Genomic DNA, 17,973 nt, shown 5'->3' on the forward strand with positions numbered 1-17,973 from the left:
ACCGATTACAACCCTGGGGAGCGAGCATTGAGGCTCATGGGCTATCGGCGGTTGTTTCGCCTGCTATCTTCGCCCGTGCTTTGCGGCACGGCACTCGTCGCCACACTGCTGACCGGCTGTTCCTCGTCGCCTACCGGCGGCGTGCAGGTGGTCGACCGTAACGGCCGGCCACCGGTGAGCAGCGGCGTCTACACGGTCCGGCGCGGCGACACCCTGTCGTCGATCGCGGCGCGGCATGGCTGGGACTGGCGCAGTCTGGCGCGGGTCAACGGCATCGGCGCACCCTACGTCATTCATCCCGGCCAGCGCATCCGCTTCTCCGGCGCCGCGGCGCCAGCTCCGGTGCGCCCGGTTGTCACTGTGGCCAAGCCTGCCACGCCGCCGGCCGCAGCCCCTGAAGTGGTGACCACGCCGGTGCCCCAGCCGCCGCCGATCAGCAAGGCGCCGGCTCCGCAGGCACCGGTCTCGGTGAGCCCCGTGACCCGCTCGGCGAGCGGTTGGGCATGGCCGGCGAACGGTCCGGTAATCGGCCGTTTTTCCTCAAACGGCAGTTTGAATAAAGGCGTTGATATCGCCGGGGAATTAGGACAGCCTGTTCTGGCTGCTTCTGATGGAACTGTGGTGTACGCCGGTAGTGGTCTGCGGGGTTACGGCGAACTTGTAATCATCAAGCACAGCGATACCTATGTTAGCGCCTACGGTCACAACCGCAGGCTGCTGGTACGGGAGGGCCAACGAGTCAAAGCCGGGCAGAGCATTGCCGAGATGGGTTCGACGGGTACCGACCGGGTGAAGCTGCACTTCGAAATTCGCCGCCAGGGCAAGCCTGTAGACCCGCTGCAATACCTGCCAAGACGTTGACCATGGCCCACCCGCGCCGCCACTGATGGGCTCGGGTTTCGTGCATGGACGCGCGTGTCATGAGCCCGTTGTCGAACTCGGAACGGGACAAGAATAATGGCACTCAAGAAAGAAGCGCTGGAGTTTGACGTCGAGGATGCGGTTTTGCTCATGGAGCCGGGCATTGATTTTGACCAGGCCGGCAAGGCGCAGCCTGCCGCCGGTGTCTCCAAGACCAGACCAGCCGCCAGACAGCACAAGTTCATCGACTACAGCCGCGCGCTCGACGCCACGCAGCTGTACCTCAACGAGATCGGTTTTTCCCCCCTCCTGACCCCGGAAGAGGAAGTGCATTTCGCACGCCTGGCCCGCAAGGGCGATCCGGCCGGCCGCAAGCGCATGATCGAGAGCAACCTGCGGCTGGTCGTGAAGATCGCACGACGCTATGTCAACCGCGGGCTTTCCCTGCTCGACCTGGTGGAGGAGGGCAACCTCGGCCTGATCCGCGCGGTCGAGAAGTTCGATCCCGAGCGTGGTTTCCGCTTCTCCACCTATGCCACCTGGTGGATTCGCCAGACCATCGAGCGCGCAATCATGAACCAGACGCGCACCATCCGCTTGCCGATCCACGTGGTCAAGGAGCTCAACGTCTACCTGCGCGCCGCGCGGGAGCTGACGCAGAAGCTCGACCACGAGCCCAGCCCCGAGGAGATTGCCAACCTGCTGGAGAAGCCTGTCTCCGAGGTCAAGCGCATGCTCGGGCTGAACGAGCGGGTGACTTCGGTAGACGTGTCGCTCGGCCCGGATACCGACAAGACGCTGCTCGATACCCTCACCGACGACAAGCCGAACGACCCCTGCGACCTGCTGCTGGACGATGATCTGTCCGCCAGCATCGACCAGTGGCTGTCGGACCTGACCGAGAAGCAGCGGGAAGTCGTGGTCCGTCGCTTCGGCCTGCGCGGGCACGAGAGCAGCACGCTGGAGGAAGTCGGCCAGGAAATCGGCCTGACCCGCGAGCGGGTGCGCCAGATCCAGGTCGAGGCCCTGCGGCGTCTGCGCGAAATCCTCGAACGGAATGGCCTGTCCAGCGAGGCGCTGTTCCACTGACGGGCGTACCACAGGCAGGTTCCGGTCGCTGCCGGAAAACTGCCTGACGCCATTGCGAGGCTGGCAGGCGGCTTGAAGGCGGCCTGTAGCCTCGTACATCCGTTCTTTGCGCTCGTGTCGCGTTGCACCTGTGCACTGCAACGCTTGCCGCGCGTAGGCCGAACGAACTAAGTCCCGGATAGCCGATCGCTCGTGCCCTTGTAAGCATTCGCTTACATCTTCTGTAGGCGAAGCGCCGCTTTAAATGTCACCTTGCGCAGGCTGCCAATGCATAACTCATTGATTACTAGGGATATTATTTCAAGTGGGTGTGGTGGTTTGCCGCAGGTCAGTCCGGGTCCTGTGGATTGCCGCAGCCCGGCCAATCATTAATATCGCCCCTGTGCTGACGGACAAGCACAGGCCAAAAGGATGTGGCCAGGAACAACCGCAGGATGCGGTTTCATCAGGACGATGAGCAGGAAACACAAGGAGCAGGGAAGAAGCAGGGCGGGGGTTAACCCCGCCCCTTTTTTTTGCCCGCAGAAAAGCGACTGCCGGCGCCGGACGCGGCGAACTGCCTGTCCGGCCGCGCGACTAAGTTCTGTAGATCAACCGAGGAGAGGCTCATGATCGGACAGAACCCTTCGGACAAGGACCCCGTGCCGGCCCCTGACGAGCTCGAGCGTAAGCCCGACGAAGCGGACGAGGATCAGCTCGACGAGGCTCTCGAGGAAACCTTCCCGGCGAGCGATCCGATCTCGCCGTAGATGAACCTCAGCGCGGCCAACCCGCCAGTGCCACCAGAATGTGTTCGCGCAGCAGGGGCGCGAGGTCGTCCGTGTGCTGCGCCGGCAGGGCCAGCCAACGGGCCTGCTCGATTTCCGCCTGGACCCGCACGTCGCCCTCTAGCCGCCCGGCAAATACCTGCGCCCGCACCCGGCGGCCCGGTTCGTTGGCGGCGGCGGCTTCGAACTCGCCCAAAACCTGTACCTGGCCTTCGCGCAGCTGGAGCGCCAGTTCTTCGTCCAGCTCGCGCTGCAAGGTCTGCCAGGACGTCTCGCCGGGCTCGCGCTTGCCGCCCGGCAGCATGAAATAGCGGCTGCCCCGCTTGCGCACTAGCAGCAGCCGGCCGCGGGTATCGAACAGTGCCGCGGTGACGATCTCGATCGGTGGCGAGGGCATGTCGGGTACCTCCAGTTGCAGCGCGACCAGCGGCTTGGTCTGCCGATAACGCTCCAGCCTGGTCTCGAGCTCGGCAGGCAGGGCGGGTGCGAGGATGAAGCCGCGGCGCTGGTAGAAGCCGATCAGTTCCGGGCGACAGAACAGCCATATCGGCCCTGGCACGCGTGCCTTCACTGCGGCCAGCAAGGCGGTGGCCACGCCGCCGTTGCGCTGCTCGGCGGCGACCAGCAGGTTGGTCAGCCAGTGGCCCCCGGCCATGGGCGTCAGACACAGGCCGGCGATGATTCCGCCGTCGCGCGCGACCCAGCAACGGGCCTGCGCGGCGATGCGTCCCCGGCTGCCATGGCTGCGGTAGAACTGCTTGAGCAGGCGCTGCTGGGAGGCGGGCAAGGGCTGGATATCGGGCACGTGCGACGGCATCACTTCGAGGCGGGGCAGCGATTCTAGCCTGCGCCGGCGGCCGGATGCAGCCGTGCTGGCCGCAGGTGGCCGCTCATCCGGACAGCGGCATCTTTGCCCGTCGGCGAGGCTCTGAAGTCGTGCAGCTTCCAACGACAGGCATAACAAGATGTTGGATATTCTCATCGTTACGGCTTTTGTTCTCTACGGTCTCGGCTCCGGCCTGCGCGCGCGGAGCAAGGCCTCGCAGAGCCTGGATGAGTATTTTCTCGCCGGGCGTACCATCAAGGGCTGGCGAGCCGGCGTGTCGATGGCCGCCACCCAGTTCGCCGCGGACACGCCGCTGCTGGTCGCCGGCCTGGTCGCGAGCGCCGGTGTATTCGCCCTGTGGCGTTTGTGGATCTACGGGCTGGCCTTCCTGCTGCTCGCCTGGCTGTTCGCCAGCAACTGGCGGCGAGCGGGCGTGCTGACCGACGCCGAAGTCACCCGGGTGCGCTACAGCGGCAAGGCGGTCGTTCCGCTGCGGCTGTTCAAGGCCGTCTACTACGGCACGGTGATCAACTGCGTTGTACTGGCCATGGTGCTGGTGGCGGCCATCCGCATCGCCGAGGTCTTCCTGCCCTGGCAGGACTGGCTGCCGGCCGGGCTGTACCAGGGCATCGCCAGCGTCATCGAGGCGAGCGGTATCCGCCTGGGCGAAAGCATCACCGGGCTCGATGCGCTGACGACCAGCACCAACAACCTGATCTCCATCGTGCTGATCCTGGTCTTCACCGCGACCTACTCGATCACCGGCGGACTGCGTGCGGTGGTGCAGACCGATGTGATGCAGTTCGCCGTGGCGATGCTCGGCACCGCCGCCTATGCCTGGTTCGTGGTGGACGCCGCCGGTGGGCTTGGTGGGCTGACCGAGCGCATCGTCGAACTCTACGGCCTGGAGCAGGCGGACAAGCTGCTCTCCTTCGCGCCGCCGGCAGGCGTGGGCGAGGCGCTGCTGCCGTTTCTGGTGATCGTCGGCATGCAGTGGCTGTTCCAGATGAACGCCGATGGCACCGGCTACTTGGCGCAGCGCAGCATGGCCTGCCCGACCGACCGCCAGGCGCGTATCGCCGGCCTGGTGTTCACCTGGCTGCAGATCCTGGTGCGCAGCCTGTTCTGGCTGGCGATCTCCCTAGGCCTGCTGGTGCTCTATCCCTTCACCCCGGCCGATGCCGCCGGCGACGGCTTCGTCGCCGCGCGCGAAGCGCTGTTCGTCAGCGGCATCGACGAGTTGCTGCCGCCGGGCATCCGCGGACTGATGCTGGTGGGGCTTCTGGCGGCGCTGGCCTCGACCGTCGACACCCACCTGAACTGGGGCGCGTCCTACTGGAGCAACGATGTCTACCGTGCGGTGGTCGCGCCGAAACTGCTCAAGCGCGAGGCCCGCGACGCCGAACTGGTGCTGGTCGCGCGCCTCTCCAACGTGGTCATCCTGCTGATCGCCATGGCCATCATGGCCAATCTTGGCTCGATCCAGACGGCCTGGTTCATCTCGCTGCTGTTCGGCGCCGGCATGGGCGCGGTGCTGGTGCTGCGCTGGCTGTGGGAGCGGATCAACCTGTATTCGGAGTTGGCGGCGATGCTGGTCTCGCTGATCACCGCGCCGCTGCTGCTGCACTTCTTCGGCACCGACCAGGAGCAGGAGTGGATACGCCTGGGGCTGATGTCGCTGATCACCTCCAGCGCGGCGATCCTTGTCACTTTCGTCACGCCGGCCACCGATGACGCGACCCTGCAGGCCTTCTATCGCAAGGTTCGGCCGTTCGGCTTCTGGGGGCGCACCGCGGCGCTGTGCGGCGACGACGGGCGCGCCCGAGCCGATTTCCGTAGCCGCGTACTGGCGGTGGTGCTGACAGCGCTGTCGCTGTACAGCCTGCTGATCGGTATCGGCCGGCTGGCCTTCCCGGCTCCGGAAGGTGGCCAGTGGCTGAGCTGGCTGTGCCTGGCTTTCGGCCTGGCGCTGCTGCCGGTCTGGCTACCCATGGCGCTGGGCAACCGCTTCGAGCGGCCGGCCGAGCCGCTGGTCGCGGAGCGCGACTGAGGCGAGCTGCCGGCCCCGGCGCCAGGCGCATCGGCAGCCTCGTGCGTGTCAGCGGGCGCTTTGCACCTGGCGGATACGCTCGGCCGGCACCCGCAGCTGGGCCAGCAGGTACTCGGCAAAGGCCGGCGTGTAGGGCTGCCGTTCGATGGCCCAGGCCATGCAGTTCAGCCAGGCGTCGCGCTCGGCTTCGCCGACCGGCCAGCGGGTATGGAACTGCGGAATGCTGATCGGGCCGAATTTCTCGGCATAGCGCCGTGGCCCGCCCAGCCAGCCGCTGAGGAAGCTGACCAGCTTCTCCTGCGCCTGGGTCAGGTCCTGCGGGTACATCGCACGGATGCCCGCGGCCTCGGGCAGGCTGTCCATCGCCAGGTAGAAATCCGCCACCAGCCGCTGCAGCCCGTCCAGGCCACCCGCTGCCTGGTAGGAGGCATCGCCCACGCCGAAGACCGGGCCTTCCTGGATACTGCTCATGCTCGACTCTCTGTTTTAGGGGGCGCAGATGATGGCGGCTTGTGCCAGATCAAGACAAGCGCGTCGATGCGGCGGCGCGCTTATCGGGCTGGGCTATGCTTCAAGTCTCGACAACAAGGGGAGGTGGCTATGCGCAAGATTCTCGTGGCTTTCGACGGTTCGGATAACGCCAGACGTGCGCTGCAATACGTGATCGACCTGGCCGGCGAGCTGAAGGCCGCCCCGCAGGTGCATGTGGTCAACGTCCAGCAGGAGCCGGTGCTCTATGGCGAATATGTCAGTGCCAGCATGATCGAGGAGATCAACAACGGCCTGATGGCGCAGTCGCGCGGCCTGCTCGACGAGGCCGCGGCCGCATTCAAGGCGGCCGGCATTCAGGCCGAGACCCACACGGTGATGGGCAACGCGGCCGACCAGGTCAGCGCGGCGGTCGGTCGGTTCGGTTGCGACACCCTGGTGATGGGGACCCGCGGCCTGGGCAACTTCACCGGCCTGGTGATGGGCTCGGTGACCAATCGCGTGCTGCACGAAGTGTCCGTGCCAGTGGTGCTGGTCAAATAGCGCCCGTGGCTGGCGGGGCAGGGCCGAAGCGGTGCTTCAGCCCTTGTCCTTGAGCAGATCGGCAAGGCCGGCGAAGGCCTTGAAGGTCTCCTGGCGACCCAGATCCGCGCCGGCGCGCGGTGCGGTCTGGTATTGCGCATCGGTGTAGCGCGCGTGCTCGTTGTCGTGGCAGTAGAGGCAGAGCAGCTCCCAGTTGGATCCGTCCTCGGGGTTGTGGTCGTGGTTGTGGTCCTTGTGATGGACCGTCAACTCGCTCAGCCGCTTGCCGGAAAACTCCCGCGCGCAACGGCCACAGACCCAGGGAAACATCTTCAGCGCCTTTTCCCGGTAGCCCTGCTCGCGCTGGCTGTAGGGAACGTCCGGCTTCTTCGTGGTCATCACGCTGCCTCCGCGTGGTTCAGCCGGCCAGGCCGACGTAGACGTTCTGCACGTCGTCGTGGGCGTCGATCGCCTCGAGGAAGGCTTCCACTTCCTCCAGCTCCGCGCCACCGAGCGTGACCGGGTTCTTCGGCCGGTAGCCGAGCTTGGCCGACTGCACGGTGAAACCGAACTCGGGCAGCGCCTTGCATACCGCGTCCAGGTCGGTGGGCTCGGTGATGAACAGGGTGGCGCCTTCGTCGGCTGCCTCGAAGTCCTGGGCGCCGGCCTCGATGGCTGCCAGCTCGGCGTCGGCACCGGCTTCTGGTGTCGCCTCGATCATGCCGACGTGGTCGAAGTCCCAGCTCACCGAGCCGGACGAGCCCAGCTGGCCCTTGCGGAACAGCACGCGGATCTCGGCGACGGTGCGGTTGAGGTTGTCGGTCAGGCACTCGACGATCACCGGGACCTGGTGCGGGGCGAAGCCTTCGTAGAGGGTGCGCTCGTAGTTGATCACCTCGCCGGTGAGGCCGGCGCCCTTCTTGATGGCGCGCTCGAGGGTGTCCTTGGGCATCGAGGCCTTCTTGGCCTGGTGCACGGCCAGGCGCAGCTTGGCATTGGTCTCCGGATCGGCACCGTTACGTGCGGCGATCATGATTTCCTTCACCAGCTTGCCGAAGATCTTGCCCTTGGCATTGGCGGCGGCTTCCTTGGGTTTGGCTTTCCACTGTGCGCCCATGGTTCATCTCGTGTGAGGGTCGATATGGCCGCGGATTCTAGACCCTTGGCGCCGTACAAGCACCTGCCGGCGAGCGATCGGCGTCGTGTTCAGGACGCTGGCTGGCTGAGCCGCTCCAGCTCGCGGCGCACCATGGCGGCGTAGGCCGGCGGGCTCAGCTGGTACAGCTCGGTGGCGACCCAGGCCAGCCAGCGCGGGCCGAGGCTTTCGCGCCGGGCCAGCAGGCGCCGGGCCTCGGCGATGGCGCGTTCGGCGTGCTGTTGGTGAAAGTCGGCGCGAGACATGGCGGCGGGCGTGGCTGCTGGAAGGTCGCCCAGCTTACGCCGCCCGGCCACCCTTGGTAAGCGTGGCGCGACGGGGTAGGCTCCGGGGCTTCACCGACCTTCGAGCACAGCCGTGGCCATCGACTTCAAACAGAGGATTTCCCGCCAGCGCCCGCATGGCAGGGTGGAACAGCCGGGCGAAGACGCGCTCGCGGCGCTCATCGACCAGCTGGAAAGCGACCGTGGCCGGATCATCAATAGCGCGGCCGTGCGCCGCCTGCAGCAGAAGACCCAGGTGTTCCCGCTGGAGCGCAACGCGGCCGTACGCAGCCGCCTGACCCACTCGCTGGAAGTGCAGCAGACCGGGCGCTTCATCGTCCGCACGCTGTACAAGCAGCTCGGCGAGCGCGCCGCGGACTATGGCCTGCAGGGTCTGGACGGCGCGCTGGAAACGCTGGTGGAAATGGCCTGCCTGATGCACGACATCGGCAACCCGCCGTTCGGCCATTTCGGCGAGTTCGCCATCGGCCAGTGGTTCGAGCACCACCTGGACGCGCTGTTCGAACAGGCCCTCGGCCAGCAGGGCGACGACGAGCTGCGTGCCCGCATGTTGCGCGACCTCAAGCAGTTCGAAGGCAACGCCCAGGCGCTGCGCCTGGTGGTGACATTGCTGCGCCTGAACCTGACCTACGTGCAGAGCGCCGGGCTGCTCAAATACGTGCGTCCGGCCTACGCACCCCGGCCACCCAAGGGCACGCCCGGCGCCTACCTGCAGAAGAAGCCGGGCTTCTACCTGTCCGAGCAGGGCTTCGTCGGCGAGCTGTACCAGGCGCTCGGCATGCAGCCCGGCACCCGCCATCCGGTGGCCTACATCATGGAAGCCGCCGACGACATCGCCTACTGCCTGGCCGACATCGAGGATGCGGTGGAGAAGGGCATCTTCAGCATCGAGCAGCTGGCGCAGCTGCTGGTCGAGCGCTTCGCCGAGCATGGCTGCCCCGACCAGCCGGTGCCGGGCAGCACCCGCAGCTTTCGCAGCATGGTCGGCTATGCGCTGGAGCGTGCGGCGCGCGAGCCGATCAACAGGAGTGGCGAGTTCTTCATCTGGCTGCGCGTCAATGTCATCCACCCGCTGGTGCAGCATGCGGCGCGGCAGTTCATCGACAACATCGAGGCGATCCACGAGGGCACCCTGGACCGCGCGCTGCTCGAGGACAGCAGCCTGCCCAACGCCATCGTCGCGACCTTCAAGGATGTGGCCATGGCCCGGGTGTTCTGCCATCCGGAGGTCGAGACCCTGCAACTGCAGGGCTATCGCGTCCTGCAGGGCCTGCTGGAGCACTACGCGCCCTTGCTGCGGGTTGCCCCGGCGACCTTCGGCCAGTTGACCGTCGGCCAGTGCCGCGAGGAGCCGCACCTGCAGATGCTGGCGCGGCGCCTGCCCAGCCTGCTGGTCAAGGCCTACCACGAGGCGCTCAGCCACCTCGATCCGGCGGCGGCCGACTGGCCGCTGTGGGAGTTCTACCTGCGCACCCGCATGTTGCAGGACTTCGTCAGCGGCATGACCGACCAGCACGCCTGGGACGAATACCGCGCTCTGCAGGTGATCTAGCAGAGCGCCGGGCACCAAAGCGAGGCATTGCCGCACGGCGCTGGTATGGCGCTTGCATTGACTCGGTGCAGTGAGTGCCGGTCAAGCGCCAACATGGCGCAGGCCGGTTTCCTCGCGAAAATTGCAACTCGTTGAAAATCAGTTACTTGGCTAGTGGTGGCGGGTCGATATCAGTGCTGGCGCAGCACGAGCCGACGCACCGCCTGGCCGGGAATGACGCATGTTGGTGCGTCGCGTTTTTCATGGTTGCCGTTTTGGTGCGATTTCCCCGGAGGCAGAACAACCCATGGAAAACCTCGATAGTGCCGTGCAGACCCTGGTGCATGGCTCCAATACCCTGTTCATCCTGATTGGCGCGGTGATGGTGCTGGCCATGCACGCGGGCTTCGCCTTCCTCGAAGTGGGCACCGTGCGGCTGAAGAACCAGGTCAATGCGCTGTCGAAGATCATCACCGACTTCGCCGTGTCGACCCTGGCCTACTTCTTCATCGGCTACTGGATCGCCTACGGCGTGACCTTCCTGGCGCCGGCCGAGCAGCTGGTGGCCGACCACGGCTACGCGCTGGTGAAGTTCTTCTTCCTGCTGACCTTCGCCGCGGCGATTCCGGCGATCATCTCCGGTGGCATCGCCGAGCGCGCCAAGTTCGGCCCGCAGCTGTGCGCCACGCTGTTGATCGTCGCCTTCGTCTACCCCTTCTTCGAGGGGTTGATCTGGAACGGCAACCTCGGTCTGCAGGGCTGGTTGGAGGCAACCTTCGGCGCCGCTTTCCATGACTTCGCCGGTTCGGTGGTGGTCCACGCGATGGGCGGCTGGCTGGCCTTCGGCGCGGTGCTGCTGCTCGGCCGGCGCAACGGGCGCTACCGCGACGGGCGACTGGTGGCGTTCGCACCGTCGAACATCCCGTTCCTGGCGCTGGGTTCGTGGATCCTCATCGTCGGCTGGTTCGGCTTCAACGTGATGAGCGCGCAGTCGCTCGAAGGCATCAGCGGGCTGGTCGCGGTCAACTCGCTGATGGCCATGGTCGGCGGCACGGCTTCGGCCTGGCTGGTCGGGCGCAACGACCCGGGTTTCCTGCACAACGGCCCGCTGGCCGGGCTGGTCGCGGTCTGCGCCGGTTCCGACCTGATGCACCCGGTGGGTGCGCTGGCCACCGGGGCGATCGCCGGAGCGCTGTTCGTCTGGGCGTTCACCGCCACCCAGAACAAGTGGAAGATCGACGACGTGCTCGGCGTCTGGCCGCTGCATGGCCTGTGCGGCGTCTGGGGCGGGGTGGCCTGTGGCCTGTTCGGCCAGCACTGGCTCGGCGGGCTGGGTGGCGTGAGCCTGGCCAGCCAGCTGATCGGCTCGGCGCTCGGCGTCGTCGTGGCGCTGGCCGGCGGCTTCGCGGTCTACGGCCTGCTGCGCGCGACCCTCGGCATTCGCCTGTCGCAGGAAGAGGAATTCAATGGTGCCGACCTGTCGATCCACCGCATCGGTGCGGTCAGCCAGGACTGAGTTCCTCCCTCGGGCCAGTGGTTCTCGACCGCTGGCCCGATGCGCGGTGTCGCTTGTCATGGCGCTTGTCTAGAATCGCGCCTCCGCCAACAGGAGCCTGCCCATGACCGCGTCCGACCACGCCCCCGACATCGATGCCCGCTATGCCTTCGCTCGCGCCCTGGCCCATGAGGCAGCGCAGATGGGCATGCAGCTGTACCGCGAACGCGGCACGCTGGTCGTCGAGCACAAGGGCGCCTACCGGCAGGACGTGGTCAGCATCGCCGACCAGCGCATCGAGCAGTTCCTGCGTGCGCGGCTGGCCGAGCGCTTTCCCGAGGACGGCTTCCTCGGCGAGGAGAGCGGGGCGGCCGACCTCGAGGCCCGCTGCGTCTGGGTGATCGACCCGATCGACGGCACCGCCTGCTTCCTGCACGGGCTGCACAACTGGTGCGTATCGGTGGGGTTGATGGTCGATGGCCGGCCGCATGTCGGGGTCATCGCCGACCCCAACCATGACGAGCTCTTCCATGGCTGCCTGGGCCGCGGCGCCTTCGTCAACGACCAGCCGCTGAAGGCCAGCGCGGCGACCCACGTCAGCGAGGGACTGACCGGTACCGGTACCTTCCACCCGCGCGGCAAGGAGCATTTCATCCCGTTCCTGGAAAAGCTGCTGGCCGAGGGCGGCATGTTCCTGCGCAACGGCTCCGGCGCGCTGATGACCGCCTATGTCGCGGCCGGCCGGCTGCTCGGCTACTACGAGACCCAGCTCAAGAGCTGGGATTGCCTCGCCGGGCTGGTGCTGGTGAAGGAGGCCGGCGGCCTGGTCAACGACTTCTTCCGCGGCGACGGCCTGCTCGATGGCAATCCCTACCTGGTCGCCTGTCCGGGCGTCTATGCGCAGCTGGCGCAGATGGTCGGCCCTTCGCTGGATACCTGAGCACGTTCGTCGGCGCCGCTTGCACGGCGGCGCTGCAGGGCGCAGCCTGATCGGACCCCGGCGCGGCAGGAGCCGAGCGGTCGCCGGGGCGTAGCCAGGGCTGATTGCGAGGTAACCACCATGAGCACGATGCAATGCACCTACCGCGACCACACCATCATCGCCGACGTCATGGAGTACCCGGGCGCACCGACGCCCTGGGCCTGTGGCTGTCGCATCACCGACCCGGCCGGCCACACCACCCGGCGCCTGCCGGTGGCGACCAACAATGGCTTCAGCAGTGACCTGCAGGTAGCCCAGCGGCTCTCGCTGGCGCATGGTCGCTGGCTGGTGGACCAGGCGCTCGACCACGGCCACGCGCTGTTTTCCAAGGCCGCTTGAGTGTCGTTGTGCCGTCATCTCCGGGCCGCCTGCGAGCGGCCCGCATTTTGTTGCATTTGCACCGGCGCAAGTCGCTTGCCGCCAACGGGCCGGCAACCGTCGGCATCGGTTCGCAACGCCGCGCCGGGTGCCGCGAACGTGCCGGCGGCGGGATGGCCGGGCATCGCCGCCGGGTGTTTTTACCCATTGCATACGCGGCCCGACAGTGGCATAGCTGGAGCCAAGGCCGACCGACAAGGCCGGCCAGTCCAGAAGCCACGGTAAGGACGACTTATGCAGATCCAGGTTCACAGCGATAACCATATCGACGGCAGTGCCCGGCTTGCAGATTGGGTGAGTGCCAGTGTCGCCAGCCGACTGGAGCGTTACAGCGATGATCTGACGCGGATCGTCGTGCACTTGAGTGACGAGAACGGAGACAAGGCCGGCGCCCAGGACAAGCGCTGCCAGATGGAGGCGCGGCCCAAGGGCCTGCCGCCGGTCTCGGTGACCCATAAGGCCGAAGCCCTGGAGCTGGCGATCGACGGCGCCATGGAGAAGCTCGACAAGGCGCTTGGCCACCAGTTCGGCAAGGCGCGCGCCAAGCGTGGCGCAGGTACGGCCCAGGAGGTGGTTTCCAGTGGCGCCAGCGATGCCCTGCTGGAGGAGGATTTCCTCGCCGACGAGCAGGCCCGCCTGGCCTGATCGACCACCCCTGACCACAGAGGGCCGCCCGCGAGGCGGCCCTTGTCGTTTCTAGTGGAGAAGTTCCGGTGGCACGGTCCCGCCGTGTTCGGCGACACGCTTGAGCACCTCGCGGTGCAGCCACATGTTCATCTGCGCCGAATCGCTCATCTTCTCCGCCGGGCAGCCCAGTTCGACTGCCAGTTCGCGGCGCGACTCCAGGCTGCTGTCCATGCCGAGCAGCTTCATCAGGTCGACGATGGAGGTGCGCCAGTTGAGGGTTTCAGCATGGCTCGCGGCCATGCCGTCGAGCTTCGCCGCGACGTCCACCTGCGACAGGCCGGCAGGTCGCGCATTCAGGTCCTGGCCGGGAGCGAGCGTGGCGTTGGAGGTGGCCGACGGCTGGTTGCCGAGGGTGGCGCCTTGTTCGCTGCTGGTGGAGGCGCTGGTGGTGGGCGTCGTGCCGGATGGTTTCTGCGCTTCGTTGGATGTGTCACCGAGGCCGAGCTTCTCTTTGATGCGGTCGAACAGACCCATGGCGTTGTCCTCATCGTCGTGGAAGGTAGAGGTTAGACCACCGGCTCGGCCAAACCATTCGCGTTGGGCATCGCGTCGAGCTGGCCGGCCGTCGCTTGCGCCGACCGCCATGCAGCAACCAGTGGCGCGCGTCGTGGAACCGCGGCGGGCAGCCGGCCCTCTATTGCTGCAAGACCACGCGGCCAGGCCGCATCGACCCCGGGAGAAGCTTATGGAACCTGTCGCCAAGACCCTCGAACTGCTGTTCGAGCAGCTCGGCCTGCCTTCGGATCAGGCCGGAATGGACGCCTTCATCGCCGAGCACTACCCCTTGCCGGATGACGTCAAGCTGACCGAGGCCTCGTTCTGGACGCCCGCCCAGGCGCAGATGCTGCGCGATGCGCTGGCCAGCGACGATGCCTGGGAGCCGGTGGTGGACGAGCTGAACGTGCTGCTGCACGAAAATCGCGACAGGGCGGGCGCCCCGCGCTGAGCACAAAGAGAAAGGCCCGGGAAACCGGGCCTTTTTTCGTTCAGTCCTGGCGGCTGGTGACTTCCAGCAGGTGGTAGCCGAACTGGGTCTTCACCGGGCCCTGGACTTGGTTCAGCGGTGCGCTGAACACCACGGTGTCGAACTCGCGAACCATCTGCCCCGGGCCGAAGGAGCCCAGGTTGCCGCCATCGCGGCCGGACGGGCAGGAGGAATGCTGGCGGGCCAGCTCGGCGAAGTCGGCACCGCCTTCGATGGCGGCTTTCAGTTCATTGCACTTGGCTTCGGTGGAAACCAGGATGTGGCGGGCGGTAGCGCGTGCCATGGGAACTCTCCTCTGCGAATAGGCCGCCGAGGCTACCGCAAACATCCGCCCTTGGCGATGGCTGCCGAGGTGATCACTGAAGGCGCAATGAAGGCCCCCGGCAGCCGCTCTTTCGGGTACTCTCGCGCGCTTTTTCAGAAGACCCGGAAATCAGCTCCCATGCTTGAAACCACTCTCGCGCAGCTCGAAACCGTCATCAGCGACCTGCTGCAGCGCAACCAGCAACTGAACGAACACTGCAGCCTGCTCGAGCAGCAGCTGCAGCAGGCCCGCGAGGAAAACGACAACCTGCAGCTCGCCGCGCTGGAACAGGAAGACCGCCAGGGCGCCACCCTGGCGCGCCTGCAGGCACTGCTCGAGCGCGCCACCAGTAGCAACGCCGCATGACCGGCGAGGTGCAAGTGCTGAAGGTGTTCGGGCGTGACTACTCGTTCCGTGCGCCGGCCAGCCAGGAGGCCACGCTGCGCGAAGCCGCGGCCTTGCTGCAGCGGCACCTGGCCGACAGCCAGCGGCAGTTCCCCAATGCCAGCGGCGACAAGCTGCTGGTGCTCACCGCGCTGAATCTCTGCGTGCCGCTGTTGCAGCAGCACGAGCAGGTGCGTGACGCCGAGCAGCGCATCGCCGCCAGCGTCGCGCGGATCAGCCGGCAGCTCGAGGCACAGGGCGGCTAGCGGGGTTCAGGCCGCGTCGCTGTCGGCCCGCGCCGGCAACCCGGGGTGACTGGCCAGGTACTGGCGCAGGCGCGCCTTGTCCTCGTCGTTGAAGGCCAGGCCGAGCTTGGTCCGTCGCCAGAGGATGTCGTCGGCCTGGCTGGCCCACTCCTCGGCGACCAGATAATCCACCTCGACGCGGTAGAGCCCTGGCCCCAGCGCCTCGCCCAGCCCGGCGCGCGAGGACACGCCGCCCAGCATGCACCAGACGCGGCTGCCATAGGTCGCCGCCCAGCGCCGCGCCAGCTCGGCATCCATCCCGCTGATCCGGTTGCCGATCTCGGCTGCCAGCCCGTCGAGCGTCGCCATCGCCTCGCCGCCCGGTAGCGGCGCCGTTGCCGTCCAGCGCCCGCCCATCCGCGGCAGGAACGGCTCGAGGTGCGCCAGTGCGGCCTCGGCCAGCTTGCGGTAGGTCGTCAGCTTGCCGCCGAACACTGAAAGCAGCGGCGCTTGCCCGGGCTCGGCGGCCAGCGCCAGGGTGTAGTCGCGGGTCACCGCCGAGGGGTTGTCCGATTCGTCGTCGCACAGCGGCCGGACGCCGGAAAAACTGTGCAGGATGTCTTGCGCGGTCGTCTGCTTGCGAAAATGCGCATTGGCGACCCCCAGCAGGTAGGCGATTTCCTCCTCGCTGATACGGACCTGCGCCGGGTCGCCCCGGTATTCGCGGTCGGTGGTGCCGATCAGGGTGTAGCGACCCAGGTAGGGGATGGCGAAGACGATGCGCCGGTCCTCGTTCTGCAGGATGTAGGCCTGCTCGCCTTCGTACAGGCGCGGCACGACGATGTGGCTGCCCTGGATCAGGCGGATGCCATAGGGCGAGCGCTGCCGCAGGTTGTCGCCGATGAACCGCGCCACCCACGGGCCGGCCGCGTTGACCAGCGCCTTGGCGCGCAGGGCGAAGCGGCTGCCGTCCGCGCGTTGCAGCTCCACATGCCAGATTCCGCCGGCCCGCCTGGCGCCTAGGCACTGCGTACGGGTGTGGATATGCGCGCCGTGTTCACGCGCGGCCATGGCGTTGAGCACCACCAGCCGTGCATCGTCGACCCAGCAATCGGAATATTCGAAACCGCGGGTGATCGCCGGCTGCAGCGCGCTGTCCTGTCCGAAACGCAGGCCGCGGGAGGCCGGCAGCTTTTTGCGCAGGCCCAGGTGGTCATACAGGAACAGGCCGGCACGGATCATCCAGGCCGGGCGCAGGTGCGGGCGGTGCGGCAGCACGAAGCGCATCGGCTTGACGATATGCGGTGCCTTGGCCAGCAGCACCTCGCGCTCGGCGAGAGCCTCGCGCACCAGGCGGAACTCGTAGTGTTCCAGGTAGCGCAAGCCACCATGGATGAGCTTGCTGCTGGCCGAGGATGTGTGGCTGGCCAGGTCGTCGCGTTCGCAAAGGAACACCGATAGTCCACGACCGGCTGCGTCGGCGGCGATACCGACACCATTGATTCCACCGCCGATCACGGCGACGTCATAAAGCTCGGAGACGGGCTGGGCAAGGTGGGGCACGGGTTCCTCCTCAATACGAAAGCGATGTTCGTTTTTGAACATGCTATTCGTAATCGAGCATTATTGAAAGCGCATCGTTTTCGAATTCGATAAACGGAAGAAGCGGGCCTGTCGTCATACGGGGGCGGTGTTTCGCCGCGTGGTTCGCGGTCACGACCGCCCACAAGTCCGGCGTACCCTGTGCATGGGGAGGACTTGTTCGCGTAGATGGCTGCCTAGCCTGCTGGCGATGCTGATCGCTTCGGCGGCCTGGCGTAAGACGCGGGAGGGCGTGCTGGTGTTCGCGGTCGAGACCGCTCCTACAGGTCCGGCGTACCTCGTGCGTGGGAGCGGACTTGTTCGCGAAGAAGGTGGCTGAACCGGTTGGCGAGGCTGATCGCTGGCACAAGACGCCGGATCGGCGTGCCGGCTGCTGTTCGCGGTCGAGACCGCTCCCACCGGTCCGGCGTACCTCGTGCGTGGGAGCGGACTTGTCCGCGAAGAGGGCTGCCGAACCTAGCCGGCGACTTCCAGGTGCACCTTGTGCCGGGCCAGCAGCTCGGCGAACACCTCGGATGGCGGGGTATCGGTGAACAGGCAGTCGATCTGCTCCAGGGAGCCCAGGCGCGTCATGGCGCTGCGGCCGAACTTGCTGGAGTCCGCTGCCAGAAACACCTTGCGTGCGTTGTGGATGATCGCCTGGGAGACGCGGACTTCCTGGTAGTCGAAGTCGAGCAGGGTGCCGTCCTCGTCGATGCCGCTGATGCCGATCAAGGCGAAGTCGACCTTGAACTGGCTGATGAAATCGGCGGTGGCCTGGCCCACCACGCCGCCGTCGCTGCGCACGTTGCCGCCGGCGATCAGCACATCGAAGTCTTCCTTGGTGCTGAGGATGCTCGCCACGTGCAGGTCATTGGTGATGATCTTCAGGTCGCGGTGGTTGAGCAGGGCGCGGGCGATGGCCTCGGTAGTGGTGCCGATATTGATGAACAGCGAAGCCTGGTCGGGGATGCGTGCGGCCATGGCGGCGGCGATGCGCTGCTTTTCATCGCGCATCTGGTGCGCGCGCTGGCTGTATGCAGTGTTCTGCACGCTGGAGTCATAGGCCGCGCCGCCGTGGTAGCGCCGCAGCAGGCCGGCCTCGCCCAGTTGGTTGATGTCGCGGCGGATGGTCTGCGGCGTGACGGCGAAGTGCCGGGCCAGTTCGTCGATGCTCACATAGCCGCGTTCGCGCACGAGTTCGAGAATGTTCTGCTGTCGGGGCGCCAGGCTCATGGGGCTTCCTTGTTCGCGGTGGTGGCGGAAGCATGCCCCAGTCTGACGTTCGATTAAAGCGCGCTTTGTTCGAATTCGCGCAATACCGCGCCTGCCTGCGACCCGGTCGCAGGCAGGCGCG

General features: G+C 66.6%; 22 protein-coding genes. 13 read left to right on the forward strand and 9 right to left on the reverse strand.

The features are described from left to right. Positions 1-36: 36 nt before the first annotated feature. From L3N39_RS11440 to L3N39_RS11450, 3 genes are all read left to right on the forward strand, one after another. Positions 37-861: a peptidoglycan DD-metalloendopeptidase family protein gene (locus L3N39_RS11440; protein ID WP_237257465.1), complete on the forward strand. Its 825-nt coding sequence runs from the start codon at positions 37-39 to the stop codon at positions 859-861. A 96-nt stretch (positions 862-957) separates the two neighbouring features. Continuing rightward, on the forward strand, positions 958-1,950 hold the full coding sequence (rpoS, locus tag L3N39_RS11445) for an RNA polymerase sigma factor RpoS (RefSeq protein WP_237257466.1): 993 nt from the start codon (positions 958-960) through the stop codon (positions 1,948-1,950). 608 nt (positions 1,951-2,558) lie between these two features. Continuing rightward, a complete protein-coding gene (locus tag L3N39_RS11450; RefSeq protein WP_237257467.1) occupies positions 2,559-2,699 on the forward strand; it encodes a hypothetical protein in 141 nt (46 codons plus the stop codon). A 7-nt stretch (positions 2,700-2,706) separates the two neighbouring features. Here L3N39_RS11450 and L3N39_RS11455 read toward each other — a convergent pair whose 3' ends face one another. After that, entirely contained in the window at positions 2,707-3,504 is a 798-nt protein-coding gene (locus L3N39_RS11455) for a GNAT family N-acetyltransferase (protein ID WP_348983399.1), read from the reverse strand. 178 nt (positions 3,505-3,682) lie between these two features. On the opposite strand from L3N39_RS11455, the gene L3N39_RS11460 reads away from it, so the two are divergent. Next, complete coding sequence (locus L3N39_RS11460; RefSeq protein WP_237257469.1) at positions 3,683-5,593, forward strand: sodium:solute symporter family protein; 1,911 nt, start codon at positions 3,683-3,685, stop codon at positions 5,591-5,593. 48 nt (positions 5,594-5,641) lie between these two features. Here the strand turns inward: L3N39_RS11460 and L3N39_RS11465 are convergent, their stop codons facing one another. Beyond that, positions 5,642-6,064 (reverse strand): group II truncated hemoglobin, encoded by a 423-nt coding sequence (locus L3N39_RS11465; protein ID WP_237257470.1) that lies wholly within the window; start codon positions 6,062-6,064, stop codon positions 5,642-5,644. Positions 6,065-6,193: 129 nt separating this feature from the next. Here L3N39_RS11465 and L3N39_RS11470 point away from each other — a divergent pair, with 129 nt between their 5' ends. Then, positions 6,194-6,625, forward strand: coding sequence for a universal stress protein (locus L3N39_RS11470; protein WP_237257471.1), 432 nt, complete (start codon positions 6,194-6,196; stop codon positions 6,623-6,625). A 36-nt stretch (positions 6,626-6,661) separates the two neighbouring features. On the opposite strand, the gene L3N39_RS11475 is transcribed toward L3N39_RS11470, so the two are convergent. The 3 genes from L3N39_RS11475 to L3N39_RS11485 all read right to left on the reverse strand — a co-directional run bounded on the left by L3N39_RS11475 (position 6,662) and on the right by L3N39_RS11485 (position 8,005). After that, a complete protein-coding gene (locus L3N39_RS11475; RefSeq protein WP_237257472.1) occupies positions 6,662-7,003 on the reverse strand; it encodes a YajD family HNH nuclease in 342 nt (113 codons plus the stop codon). A gap of 19 nt (positions 7,004-7,022) precedes the next feature. After that, positions 7,023-7,721: a YebC/PmpR family DNA-binding transcriptional regulator gene (locus tag L3N39_RS11480; protein ID WP_237257473.1), complete on the reverse strand. Its 699-nt coding sequence runs from the start codon at positions 7,719-7,721 to the stop codon at positions 7,023-7,025. 89 nt (positions 7,722-7,810) lie between these two features. Continuing rightward, the gene (locus tag L3N39_RS11485; RefSeq protein WP_237257474.1) at positions 7,811-8,005 is read right to left on the reverse strand and encodes a hypothetical protein; all 195 of its coding nucleotides are present in this window, start codon (positions 8,003-8,005) and stop codon (positions 7,811-7,813) included. Positions 8,006-8,117: 112 nt separating this feature from the next. Between L3N39_RS11485 and dgt the strand changes: the two genes are divergently transcribed. The 5 genes from dgt (at position 8,118) to L3N39_RS11510 (ending at position 13,075) form a co-directional block, all read left to right on the forward strand. Continuing rightward, positions 8,118-9,596 carry a dGTPase gene (gene dgt / locus L3N39_RS11490; RefSeq protein ID WP_237257475.1) on the forward strand — a complete coding sequence of 493 codons (1,479 nt, stop codon included), beginning with the start codon at positions 8,118-8,120 and terminating at the stop codon, positions 9,594-9,596. A gap of 286 nt (positions 9,597-9,882) precedes the next feature. Then, a complete protein-coding gene (locus L3N39_RS11495; RefSeq protein ID WP_237257476.1) occupies positions 9,883-11,091 on the forward strand; it encodes an ammonium transporter in 1,209 nt (402 codons plus the stop codon). 103 nt (positions 11,092-11,194) lie between these two features. Beyond that, on the forward strand, positions 11,195-12,010 hold the full coding sequence (locus L3N39_RS11500; protein ID WP_237257477.1) for an inositol monophosphatase family protein: 816 nt from the start codon (positions 11,195-11,197) through the stop codon (positions 12,008-12,010). Between the two features lie 120 nt (positions 12,011-12,130). After that, positions 12,131-12,391, forward strand: a complete 261-nt coding sequence (locus L3N39_RS11505; RefSeq protein ID WP_237257478.1) for a hypothetical protein — start codon at positions 12,131-12,133, stop codon at positions 12,389-12,391. 273 nt (positions 12,392-12,664) lie between these two features. Next, positions 12,665-13,075, forward strand: a complete 411-nt coding sequence (locus L3N39_RS11510; RefSeq protein ID WP_237257479.1) for an HPF/RaiA family ribosome-associated protein — start codon at positions 12,665-12,667, stop codon at positions 13,073-13,075. Between the two features lie 51 nt (positions 13,076-13,126). Here the strand turns inward: L3N39_RS11510 and L3N39_RS11515 are convergent, their stop codons facing one another. Next, positions 13,127-13,591 carry a DUF3597 domain-containing protein gene (locus tag L3N39_RS11515; protein WP_237257480.1) on the reverse strand — a complete coding sequence of 155 codons (465 nt, stop codon included), beginning with the start codon at positions 13,589-13,591 and terminating at the stop codon, positions 13,127-13,129. A gap of 211 nt (positions 13,592-13,802) precedes the next feature. Between L3N39_RS11515 and L3N39_RS11520 the strand changes: the two genes are divergently transcribed. Then, a complete protein-coding gene (locus L3N39_RS11520; RefSeq protein ID WP_237257481.1) occupies positions 13,803-14,063 on the forward strand; it encodes a DUF2789 family protein in 261 nt (86 codons plus the stop codon). Positions 14,064-14,103: 40 nt separating this feature from the next. Here the strand turns inward: L3N39_RS11520 and L3N39_RS11525 are convergent, their stop codons facing one another. Further along, complete coding sequence (locus L3N39_RS11525) at positions 14,104-14,430, reverse strand: peptidylprolyl isomerase (protein ID WP_284691944.1); 327 nt, start codon at positions 14,428-14,430, stop codon at positions 14,104-14,106. Positions 14,431-14,544: 114 nt separating this feature from the next. Here L3N39_RS11525 and L3N39_RS11530 point away from each other — a divergent pair, with 114 nt between their 5' ends. Continuing rightward, positions 14,545-14,772, forward strand: coding sequence for a hypothetical protein (locus L3N39_RS11530; RefSeq protein ID WP_237257483.1), 228 nt, complete (start codon positions 14,545-14,547; stop codon positions 14,770-14,772). Beyond that, on the forward strand, positions 14,769-15,056 hold the full coding sequence (locus L3N39_RS11535) for a cell division protein ZapA (protein WP_237257484.1): 288 nt from the start codon (positions 14,769-14,771) through the stop codon (positions 15,054-15,056). Before L3N39_RS11530 ends, L3N39_RS11535 begins: the two co-directional genes overlap by 4 nt. Positions 15,057-15,062: 6 nt before the next feature. Here the strand turns inward: L3N39_RS11535 and glpD are convergent, their stop codons facing one another. Then, positions 15,063-16,640: a glycerol-3-phosphate dehydrogenase gene (glpD, locus tag L3N39_RS11540; RefSeq protein ID WP_250646535.1), complete on the reverse strand. Its 1,578-nt coding sequence runs from the start codon at positions 16,638-16,640 to the stop codon at positions 15,063-15,065. 453 nt (positions 16,641-17,093) lie between these two features. Further along, positions 17,094-17,852, reverse strand: a complete 759-nt coding sequence (locus L3N39_RS11545; RefSeq protein ID WP_237257486.1) for a DeoR family transcriptional regulator — start codon at positions 17,850-17,852, stop codon at positions 17,094-17,096. Between the last annotated feature and the right edge of the window lie 121 nt (positions 17,853-17,973).

The sequence above is a fragment of the Pseudomonas oligotrophica genome, from assembly GCF_021726475.1.
Lineage (GTDB): Bacteria > Pseudomonadota > Gammaproteobacteria > Pseudomonadales > Pseudomonadaceae > Stutzerimonas > Stutzerimonas oligotrophica.

Bases quoted from the DNA above. Each gene is read 5' to 3' on its own strand.
- L3N39_RS11440 (WP_237257465.1), top strand. From the start codon at position 37: ATGGGCTATCGGCGGTTGTTTCGCCTGCTATCTTCGCCCGTGCTTTGC.
- rpoS (WP_237257466.1), top strand. From the start codon at position 958: ATGGCACTCAAGAAAGAAGCGCTGGAGTTTGACGTCGAGGATGCGGTT.
- L3N39_RS11450 (WP_237257467.1), top strand. From the start codon at position 2,559: ATGATCGGACAGAACCCTTCGGACAAGGACCCCGTGCCGGCCCCTGAC.
- L3N39_RS11460 (WP_237257469.1), top strand. From the start codon at position 3,683: ATGTTGGATATTCTCATCGTTACGGCTTTTGTTCTCTACGGTCTCGGC.
- L3N39_RS11465 (WP_237257470.1), bottom strand. From the start codon at position 6,064: ATGAGCAGTATCCAGGAAGGCCCGGTCTTCGGCGTGGGCGATGCCTCC.
- L3N39_RS11470 (WP_237257471.1), top strand. From the start codon at position 6,194: ATGCGCAAGATTCTCGTGGCTTTCGACGGTTCGGATAACGCCAGACGT.
- L3N39_RS11475 (WP_237257472.1), bottom strand. From the start codon at position 7,003: ATGACCACGAAGAAGCCGGACGTTCCCTACAGCCAGCGCGAGCAGGGC.
- L3N39_RS11480 (WP_237257473.1), bottom strand. From the start codon at position 7,721: ATGGGCGCACAGTGGAAAGCCAAACCCAAGGAAGCCGCCGCCAATGCC.
- L3N39_RS11485 (WP_237257474.1), bottom strand. From the start codon at position 8,005: ATGTCTCGCGCCGACTTTCACCAACAGCACGCCGAACGCGCCATCGCC.
- L3N39_RS11495 (WP_237257476.1), top strand. From the start codon at position 9,883: ATGGAAAACCTCGATAGTGCCGTGCAGACCCTGGTGCATGGCTCCAAT.
- L3N39_RS11500 (WP_237257477.1), top strand. From the start codon at position 11,195: ATGACCGCGTCCGACCACGCCCCCGACATCGATGCCCGCTATGCCTTC.
- L3N39_RS11505 (WP_237257478.1), top strand. From the start codon at position 12,131: ATGAGCACGATGCAATGCACCTACCGCGACCACACCATCATCGCCGAC.
- L3N39_RS11510 (WP_237257479.1), top strand. From the start codon at position 12,665: ATGCAGATCCAGGTTCACAGCGATAACCATATCGACGGCAGTGCCCGG.
- L3N39_RS11515 (WP_237257480.1), bottom strand. From the start codon at position 13,591: ATGGGTCTGTTCGACCGCATCAAAGAGAAGCTCGGCCTCGGTGACACA.
- L3N39_RS11520 (WP_237257481.1), top strand. From the start codon at position 13,803: ATGGAACCTGTCGCCAAGACCCTCGAACTGCTGTTCGAGCAGCTCGGC.
- L3N39_RS11525 (WP_284691944.1), bottom strand. From the start codon at position 14,430: ATGTTTGCGGTAGCCTCGGCGGCCTATTCGCAGAGGAGAGTTCCCATG.
- L3N39_RS11530 (WP_237257483.1), top strand. From the start codon at position 14,545: ATGCTTGAAACCACTCTCGCGCAGCTCGAAACCGTCATCAGCGACCTG.
- L3N39_RS11535 (WP_237257484.1), top strand. From the start codon at position 14,769: ATGACCGGCGAGGTGCAAGTGCTGAAGGTGTTCGGGCGTGACTACTCG.
- glpD (WP_250646535.1), bottom strand. From the start codon at position 16,640: ATGTTCAAAAACGAACATCGCTTTCGTATTGAGGAGGAACCCGTGCCC.
- L3N39_RS11545 (WP_237257486.1), bottom strand. From the start codon at position 17,852: ATGAGCCTGGCGCCCCGACAGCAGAACATTCTCGAACTCGTGCGCGAA.